The following is a 1,492-nucleotide window of genomic DNA, read 5'->3' on the forward strand; positions in this document are numbered from 1 at the left end:
CGCCGCCGCGCACGGCGTCCGCGCTGGCGTGCACGACGCGGCCCTCGTGCGTCACGGCGACGGGAACGCCCTCGTGACGGCGGCGGGCGTCCCACAGCGGGAAGGGGTCGAGCAGCAGGCAGGCAATGGTGGGGCTGGTGCGCATGTCGCCTCGTTCGGGGGACGGCGGGGCCACCCCCGGACGCGCGCGTCCGGGAGGCCCCTGCCGGGATGAGGTCAGGGCAGCGCGACGCGGCGCGGTCGGGCGGCGCCGACGTGCCCGACGAGCACGCCCTGCACGCTCACGTCGTGGGCGGGGTAGGTCATGGGAGCGTAGGCGGCGTTCTCGCTGAGGAGCGTGACGGTGTCGCCACGGCGGTGCCAGCGCTTGAGTGTGGCGGTGTTCTCGCCGGGCACGAGCGCGAGGACGATCTCGCCGGAGAGCGGCTCGCCGTCGCCGGGGCGAATGACGACGTTGTCGCCGTCGTAGATGCCCGCGCCGATCATGCTGTCGCCGCGCACGCGCAGCAGGAAGTCTCCCTCACGCAGGTCGAGGAGGTCCTCCAGAAGCGTCACGAAGCGTTCGATGTTCTGCTCGGCGTACACCGGCTGGCCCGCCGCGACCTCCCCGACGACGGGGTAGCCGCGCACCCCGAGCGTGGCGCGCGCGCGCGGCGTGAGACGCACCGTGGCCGTCTGGCGGGCGCGCGCCTCGTAGACGACGTAGTCCTTCTCGCGCAGGGCGATGAGGTGCTCGCGCAGATTCTGCCGCGCCAGCTTGAAGTGCTCCGCGATCCGGCTGCTCGTGACGCTCTCGCAGTTGTCCTCCAGCGTCACGATGTAGCGGAGGATCTCGCGCTGCCTGGGCGTGAGGTCCTTCAGGCGGCCGATCCTGTCACCTGGCATGCTCATGTGCTCATGGTGATTCATGAGGAGCGTCGTGTCAACTGGAATGGGTGTAGGCCCGGGAACGATGGTGGGTTCATGGAGGGACGCTCACGGAGTCGTGAGCGTCCCCGTCGGCTCAGGCCGGGGAACCCGCCGTGTCCTGCACGACCTCGACGACGCCCCAGCCCGCACCCGTGGGGCGCTCCACCGTCCCGGCCGTCCAGGCCAGACCGGAGAAGGGATCCTCGGCGAGCAGCAGGGCCCCGTCGAGGTCCACCCAGTCCGCGAGGCCCGCGAGGTGCACCGCCGCGCTGATGCCGAGGCTCGACTCGATCATGCAGCCCAGCATCACGCCCATCCCGAGCGCGCGGGCCGTGCGGAGCGCCGCGAGCGCCTGCAGGGGCCCGCCGAGCTTCGCGAGCTTGAGGTTCACCGCGTCGAAGGCCTCCGCGAGGTGCGGCACGTCGTCGCGGTGGTGGACACTCTCGTCCGCGACGATCGGGACGGTGCTGTGCCGCCGCAGTTCCGCGTGCCCCTCCAGGTCGCCCGCCGCGAGGGGCTGCTCCACGAACTCCACGTCCGCCGCCGCGAGCACGCCCAGCATGCGGCGCGCGCCGTGCCGGGT

General features: G+C 72.6%; 2 protein-coding genes. Both read right to left on the bottom strand.

Features of this window, described 5'->3' with window-relative positions; genetic code table 11:
- Positions 1-216: 216 nt before the first annotated feature.
- Positions 217-891 carry a transcriptional repressor LexA gene (gene lexA / locus DEIPI_RS0121800; protein WP_052351918.1) on the bottom strand — a complete coding sequence of 225 codons (675 nt, stop codon included), beginning with the start codon at positions 889-891 and terminating at the stop codon, positions 217-219.
- A gap of 112 nt (positions 892-1,003) precedes the next feature.
- A partial coding sequence (locus tag DEIPI_RS33605) for a mandelate racemase/muconate lactonizing enzyme family protein (RefSeq protein WP_045234932.1) occupies positions 1,004-1,492 on the bottom strand: 489 nt, incomplete at its 5' end.

Origin of the sequence: Deinococcus pimensis DSM 21231 (assembly GCF_000519345.1) — a bacterium.
Taxonomy (GTDB): domain Bacteria; phylum Deinococcota; class Deinococci; order Deinococcales; family Deinococcaceae; genus Deinococcus_A; species Deinococcus_A pimensis.